The following is a 6,394-nucleotide window of genomic DNA, read 5'->3' on the forward strand; positions in this document are numbered from 1 at the left end:
GCTGATGTTCTGGTTGCCGTGCCGGTCCAGCTGGCTCGCGCCCATCATCACGTGCCGCTTCCCGCCGGCGGCCAGCGCCAGGTGCCGGCGGTAGGGCAGCCAGCCCTCGACGACCCGGGCCCCGGACCCCAGCGCCGGCACGTCGCCGATCAGCATCGCCTCGCCGTCCGTCAGCAGCAGGTCCGGTGCGAAGGTCAGCTTCGCCAGCCGCGCGCCGATCGTGGGCACGACGCCCATCGGGCTCGCCAGGATCTCCCCGTCCCCGCGCCACGCCTCCGCGCACGCCACCACGCACCGCTCGGCCCGGCTCGCACCACCGCTCACGCGTCCTCCCCCCTGCGGTCCGCCGCGAAGGCGGCCACCGCCGCGCGGTAGTCCTCCTCGTCGCCGGACAGGAACCGCCGCGTGAACTGCCGCCAGGCCGCCGGTTCGGCGGCCGCCGCGGCGTACGCGGCCTGGAACGCCTCGTCGCGCTCGTAATCCGGCGCGCAGGACGTGAAGTGCGCGCCGCCCGGCGCCTCGATCACGCCCGTCACGCAGTGCCGCTGGACGAGCAGCGTCTGCGGACCGCCCTCGGCGGCGAACTCCTCGCTGCCGACGACGCGTTCGCAGGAGACGTACGCCTCGCGGGCGGCCTCGCAGAAGAGGTCGTCGAAGTACGGGTCCGGGCCGAGGTACTGGGCGTTGCCGCGGGCGTCCGCCCGGTTGAGGTGGACCAGTGCCGCGTCGAGGGCGAGCGCCGGCACGGCGACGAGCTCCTCCTCGTCCTCGTACGGGGAGACGACGGTCCGCAGCCACGGGTTGACCCGCATCACGTCCGAGCCCAGCCCGGCCCGCACCGGCAGGAACGGCAGCCGGTGCGCGGCCGCCGTCAGCCCCCACATGAACATCGCCTCGTCCAGCTCGGTCAGCTCCAGACGGCCGTTCTGCCGCGCGGTCCGGAAGTGCGGCTCCAGCGGGATCGAGTCGAGGGTGACGAAGGCCGTGACGAGCCGGCGGATCCGCCCGGCGGCAGCCAGCAGCCCGACGTCCGGGCCGCCGTACGACACCACGGTCAGATCGGTGAGATCCGAGCGGAGGATCGCCCGCACCAGGGCCATCGGCTTGCGGCGCGAACCCCAGCCGCCGATGCCGATCGTCATGCCGCTCTCCAGCCGGGAGACCGCCTCGTCCGCCGTCATCCGCTTGTCGCAACGGGGCGCGGTCGTCATGGCGCGTCCTTCCGGCCCCGGCCGTGCCGGTCCTCCCGGCCGTTCCGGTCGGCGAACGCGTCGCGATGCCGGTCGCCGACGCCGCTGAGCGTGGCCTCGAAGGTGAAGCCCTGCTCGTAGCGGTAGCTGCGGTGGACGTCGACGGGGTCGATGCCGTTGAGCGCCGCCTTGGCCAGACGCAGCAGCGAGCCGTCCTTGGCGGCGATCTCCCGGGCCAGTTCCAGCGCGGCGGCTGTCTCCTCGCCCGGCGGCACGACGCGCCACACGGAACCGTGGCGGTGCAGCTCCGCGGCCGTGACCGTGCGGGCCGTGTAGGAGAGCGCGCGCAGCAGGTGCTGCGGTACGAGCCGGGCCAGGTGCGTGGCGGCGCCGAGCGCCCCCCGGTCCAGCTCCGGCAGACCGAACGTGGCGTCCTCGCCGGCCACCACCGCGTCGGCGTTGCCGGCCAGCCCGACGCCGCCGCCGAGACAGAAGCCGTGCACGGCCGCGACGACCGGGACCGGGCAGTCGTAGACGGCGGAGAACGCCGTGGCGCAGCCGTGATTGGCGCCGAGCAGCGCCCGGTGCCCGGGCGTGCGCTGCAACTCCTTGATGTCGACGCCGGCGTTGAAGCCGCGGCCGGTCGCGCGGAGCACGGCGCAGCGGACGTCCGGGTCCGCACCGGCCGCCCGCACGGCCTCCGCCAGCTCGTACCAGCCCCGCACGGGCAGGGCGTTGACGGGCGGGAAGTCCACGGTGACGACGGCGATGCCCGGTTCGGGACGTGCGGTGGAGACACCCATCGGCGGATCAGCTACCTTTCCACCAAACGTTTGTTAGGTGATGGTGCTGACTGCGAAGGTAGCAGCGGACCGCCCGCTGCGGGAGGTTGCGAGATGGGAAGCGCTCCCGGGCTGCCGGGCCGCGTCGCCGTCGTCACCGGTGGCACGCGCGGCGTCGGCGCCGGCATCGCCCGGGCGTTCCTGCGCGCCGGCGCCGAGGTCGTGATCTGCGCCCGCAGGCCGCCGGACCGGCCCGTCGCGGCGAGCGGACGCCACGCGCGGTTCCTGCCCGTCGAGTTGCGCGACGCCTGCGCCGTCCGGGAGCTGGACGCCCGTGTGGCGCGGGAGCGCGGCCGGGTGGACGTCCTGGTCAACAACGCGGGCGGCACGCCCTTCCGGCCCCTCGACGCGGCCGGCGCCGAGCAGCACGCCCGCGTGCTCGACCTGAACCTCACCGCGCCGCTGACCGCCTCGCTCGCCGCCCGTGCGCACATGCCGCCGGGCGGCAGCGTCCTGATGATCGGCAGCGTCAGCGGTACCCGCCCCTCCCCGGGCACCGCCGCCTACGGCGCCGCCAAGGCCGCCCTGGAGAGCCTCGCCCGTTCCATGGCCGTCGAATGGGCCCCGGCCGTCCGCGTCAACACCCTTGTGCTGGGCATGGTGGGTACGGAGGCCGCGCGGGCCCACTACGGCGACGCGGACGGCATGGCCGCCGTCGCCCGCACGGTGCCGGCCGGCCGCCTGGCCGAGCCCGACGAGGTGGGCGAGGCCGCCGTGTTCCTCGCCTCCGAGCGGGCCGCGTACATCACCGGCGCGAGCCTGCTGATGCACGGGGGAGGGGAGTGGCCGGCGTTTCTGACCGCGGTGCGGGGTGCCGCGCACGATGCGAAAGGAGAGCCGTGATGACCGCAAGCAACGGACGTGTCGCCGTCGTCACCGGGGCCGGGCGCGGGCTGGGCCGGGCCCACGCCCTCGCCCTCGCCGCCGAGGGGGTGCGGGTCGTCGTCAACGACCTCGGCGTCGGCCCGGACGGCGAGGGCGGCGGCCCGGGCCCCGCCGAGTGCACCGCCGCCGAGATCCGCGCCCGCGGCGGCCAGGCCGTCGCCCACCCCGGGGACGTCGCGACCCCGGACGGCGCCGCCTCCCTCGTCACCACGGCCCTTGAGACCTTCGGTCGGCTGGACGCCCTCGTCAACAACGCGGGCTTCCTGCGCGACCGCATGCTCGTCAACCTCGGTGAGGACGACTGGGACGCCGTCGTCCGCGTCCACCTCAAGGGCCACTTCCTGCCGCTGCGGCACGCCGCGGCGCACTGGCGCGCCGAGACCAAGGCGGGCCGCCCGCCGGCCGCCCGCGTCGTCAACACCACCTCGGGCGCCGGCCTGCTCGGCAGCGTCGGCCAGGCCGGCTACGCCGCCGCGAAGGCCGGCATCGCGGCTCTGACGCTCGTCGCGGCCGCCGAACTCGCCCCCTACGGCGTCCTGGTCAACGCCGTCGCGCCCGCCGCCCGCACCCGCATGACGGAGACCGTCTTCGCCGCCGGGATGGCCCCTCCGGACCGGCCGGACACGTTCGACGCGATGGCGCCCGAGAACGTCTCCCCGCTGGTCGTGTGGCTGGCCTCCGCCGCGTCCCGTGGCGTCACTGGCCGGGTGTTCGAGGCGGAGGGCGGCCGCATCACGGTGATGGAGGGCTGGCACCACGGCCCCACGGAGGACCGGGCCGCCCGCCGGACCCCGACGGAGGCGGGCGACGCGGCCCTGCGCCTCCTGACCCGGGCACGCCCGGAGGAGCCGGTGTACGGGAGCCGGTGAACCGGGAGCCGGCCGTCAGGAGACCACGTCCTTGCCGCGGAAGTGCCGGAACGCGAGGGCGAGCAGCACGACCGCGTACGCCGACGACACCGCCGCGCCCTTGACCATGCCGCCCCACTCCAGCTGCGGCTGGACCGCGTCCGCCCAGGCGTACTGCCAGTGCGCCGGCAGCAGGTCCCGCCAGTGGCCGAGCGCGGTGACCGCGTCGAGGACGTTGCCGACGATGGTGAGGCCCATGGCGCCGCCCACCGCGCCCAGCGGCGCGTCCGTGACCGTCGACAGCCAGAAGGCCAGCCCCGCCGTGACCAGTTGGCTGACGAAGACGTAGCCGATGACGATCGCCAGCCGGGCCACCGCCGTGTCCGCCTCCAGTGTGCCCCCGGTCGGTATGCGCAGCGGTCCCCAGCCGTAGGCGGCCGTGCCCACCCCGAGGGCCACCAGCGGCAGCAGCAGCATCGCCGCCGCGCTGAACACCAGGGCCACCGTCAGCTTGACGAGCAGCAGACGGTCGCGCGGCACCGGGGCCGCCAGCAGATACCGCAGGGACGACCAGCCGGCCTCCGACGCCACCGTGTCCCCGCAGAACAGCGCCACCGGCACCACCAGCAGGAAGCCCGCCGAGACGAACAGCGCGGTGGCGGCGAAGTTCACGCCGGAGGCGGTGGCGGTGTCCATCAGTGTGACCCGCCCGTCCCGCCCGCCGCGCTCGCCGCCGATCGCGAAGGCGGCGAGCAGTATGAACGGCAGCGCGGCCAGGACCGCCCCGACGACGAACGTGCGTCTGCGCCGCAGCTGCCGGGCCGCCTCCACGCGCAGCGGCAGGGTGCGCCGGGCGCGGTAACCGGGCGCGGACTCCAGTGCCGTGCTCATGCCGGTCCTCCGATCAGGGTCAGGAACGCGTCCTCCAGCCGGCGGTGCGGGCCCACGCGCGCCACCGGGATCTCCAGCCGGACCAGCTCCGCCAGCAGGGCCGGCGCGCTCGCGCCGTCGAGCCGCACCAGCAGTCCTCCGTCGGCCCGTTCGGCCGATGCGACGCCCGGCAGCGCGGCCACCTTCTCGACCACCACGTCGGACAGCCGGCCCTCGACGCCGACCAGCAGCGTGTCGCCGGAGCCGACGATGTCCGCGACCGGCCCGGCGCTCACCAGCCGGCCGCGGTCCATCACGACCAGGTGCGTGCACGACTGCTCGACCTCGGACAGCAGATGACTGGAGACGATCACGGTGCGGCCGGCGGCCGCGTAACGGATCATCACCTCCCGCATCTCGCGGATCTGCGGCGGATCGAGCCCGTTGGCCGGCTCGTCGAGGATCAGCAGGTCCGGCAGCCCGAGCATCGCCTGCGCGATCGCCAGCCGCTGCCGCATGCCCTGCGAGTACGTACGGACCGCGCGCTCCAGCGCCTGGCCCAGCCCCGCGATCTCCAGCGCCTCGTCCAGGTGCGCGTCCTCGGCGGGCCGGCCGGTGCTCCGCCAGTACAGCTCGAGATTGGCCCGGCCGGAGAGGTGCGGCAGGAAACCCGCCCCTTCCACGAACGCCCCCACGCGCGACAGTACGGGCGCGCCCGGCCGGATCGCGTGACCGAACACGCGGATCTCCCCCTCGTCCGGCCGGATGAGCCCCATGAGCATGCGCAGCGTCGTGGTCTTGCCCGCCCCGTTCGGGCCGAGCAGGCCGAGCACCTGGCCGCGCTCCACCCGGAAGGACAGATCCCGCACGGCGTATCCGTCGGCGCCCCCGGCATACCGCTTGCTCAGCCCGGTGATCTGCAGGGGCACCCGGGCGAGCTCCGGGACCGGCGGTGGCACCGCGGTGCGCCGGCGGCCCGTGAGCAGGACGGCCGCCGCCACGACGAGACCGGCGGCCGGCAGCGCCCACACCCACCACGGCAGCCCGGCCGAACCGGTGCGGACGCCGGGTGCCGTCGGCACGCTCAGCCCGCCGCCCGGGCCGTCCGCCAGGGCGACGGTGTAGGTGGCCGGTTCGGCCGGCGAGGCGTAGCCGAGGTCGGTGGAGGACAGCACCAGCCGCAGCCGGTGCCCCGGCTCGAAGGTGTGGTCGATGGCGGGCAGCCGGAGCTCGACCGCCCGCCCCTGCCGGGCGTCGGTGATGCGCACCGGAGCGACGAGCTGACCGGGCAGCAGCTGCCGTCCGGTGGGGCCGACGTCGTACAGCTTGGCGAACAGCACGGCCTCGCCCCTGTCGGAGGACACCACGGCCTTCACGGTCGGCGTGCCGGTGACGCGGACGCTCTGCGACAGCGGCTCGGAGTCGAACCGCGCGTACTGGCCGGGGAACTCGAGGGAGGTGCCGACGCCCAGCCCGGACAGCTGGGAGAGCGCGCCCCCCAGGCCGGGAACGGCCGACAGCGCGGGCGGGCTCCCGCCGGCCGGATTGCCGAAGGACCGCCTGCCGCCGGTGAGCGGTACGGTCCGGGGGGCGTTGCGCAGCCCGGGGTAGCGGTCGCCGGTGGCGCCGCGCACCCGGGCCCGGCCGTCGGTGGTGTCCATGCCCCCGGTCCGGCTCACGCGGAAGGCCGGCCCGGTGTCGGCGCTCGTGTCGCCCTTCAGATAGCGGTCGAACCACGCGTGCGTGCGCTGCTCGACAC

Annotated in this window: 6 protein-coding genes and 1 pseudogene; 2 read left to right on the forward strand and 5 right to left on the reverse strand. The window is 75.5% G+C overall.

Annotation, left to right across the window (positions count from 1 at the left end):
* The 3 genes and pseudogenes from AB0K09_RS27985 to AB0K09_RS27995 form a co-directional block, all read right to left on the reverse strand.
* Nucleotides 1-324: pseudogene (locus tag AB0K09_RS27985) on the reverse strand (CoA-transferase); the annotation flags it as partial.
* Nucleotides 321-1,211, reverse strand: coding sequence for a CoA-transferase (locus tag AB0K09_RS27990; protein WP_366068198.1), 891 nt, complete (start codon nt 1,209-1,211; stop codon nt 321-323). The gene AB0K09_RS27990 and the pseudogene AB0K09_RS27985, both read right to left, overlap by 4 nt.
* Complete coding sequence (locus AB0K09_RS27995; RefSeq protein ID WP_366068199.1) at nt 1,208-1,993, reverse strand: enoyl-CoA hydratase family protein; 786 nt, start codon at nt 1,991-1,993, stop codon at nt 1,208-1,210. Before AB0K09_RS27995 ends, AB0K09_RS27990 begins: the two co-directional genes overlap by 4 nt.
* A gap of 93 nt (nt 1,994-2,086) precedes the next feature.
* On the opposite strand from AB0K09_RS27995, the gene AB0K09_RS28000 reads away from it, so the two are divergent.
* A complete protein-coding gene (locus AB0K09_RS28000) occupies nt 2,087-2,875 on the forward strand; it encodes an SDR family oxidoreductase (protein WP_366068200.1) in 789 nt (262 codons plus the stop codon).
* Entirely contained in the window at nt 2,875-3,786 is a 912-nt protein-coding gene (locus tag AB0K09_RS28005) for an SDR family oxidoreductase (RefSeq protein ID WP_366068201.1), read from the forward strand. The genes AB0K09_RS28000 and AB0K09_RS28005 overlap by 1 nt, the downstream gene beginning before the upstream one ends.
* Nucleotides 3,787-3,801: 15 nt before the next feature.
* Here the strand turns inward: AB0K09_RS28005 and AB0K09_RS28010 are convergent, their stop codons facing one another.
* Together AB0K09_RS28010 and AB0K09_RS28015 are read right to left on the reverse strand one after the other, a co-directional pair.
* Entirely contained in the window at nt 3,802-4,656 is an 855-nt protein-coding gene (locus AB0K09_RS28010) for an ABC transporter permease (RefSeq protein ID WP_366068202.1), read from the reverse strand.
* The coding region (locus AB0K09_RS28015) for an ATP-binding cassette domain-containing protein (RefSeq protein WP_366068203.1) at nt 4,653-6,394 on the reverse strand (1,742 nt) is incomplete at its 5' end. The genes AB0K09_RS28015 and AB0K09_RS28010, both read right to left, overlap by 4 nt.

The sequence above is a fragment of the Streptomyces sp. NPDC049577 genome, from assembly GCF_040675635.1.
Lineage (GTDB): Bacteria > Actinomycetota > Actinomycetes > Streptomycetales > Streptomycetaceae > Streptomyces.

Bases quoted from the DNA above. Each gene is read 5' to 3' on its own strand.
- AB0K09_RS28010 (WP_366068202.1), bottom strand. From the start codon at position 4,656: ATGAGCACGGCACTGGAGTCCGCGCCCGGTTACCGCGCCCGGCGCACC.
- AB0K09_RS27995 (WP_366068199.1), bottom strand. From the start codon at position 1,993: ATGGGTGTCTCCACCGCACGTCCCGAACCGGGCATCGCCGTCGTCACC.
- AB0K09_RS28000 (WP_366068200.1), top strand. From the start codon at position 2,087: ATGGGAAGCGCTCCCGGGCTGCCGGGCCGCGTCGCCGTCGTCACCGGT.
- AB0K09_RS28005 (WP_366068201.1), top strand. From the start codon at position 2,875: ATGACCGCAAGCAACGGACGTGTCGCCGTCGTCACCGGGGCCGGGCGC.
- AB0K09_RS27990 (WP_366068198.1), bottom strand. From the start codon at position 1,211: ATGACGACCGCGCCCCGTTGCGACAAGCGGATGACGGCGGACGAGGCG.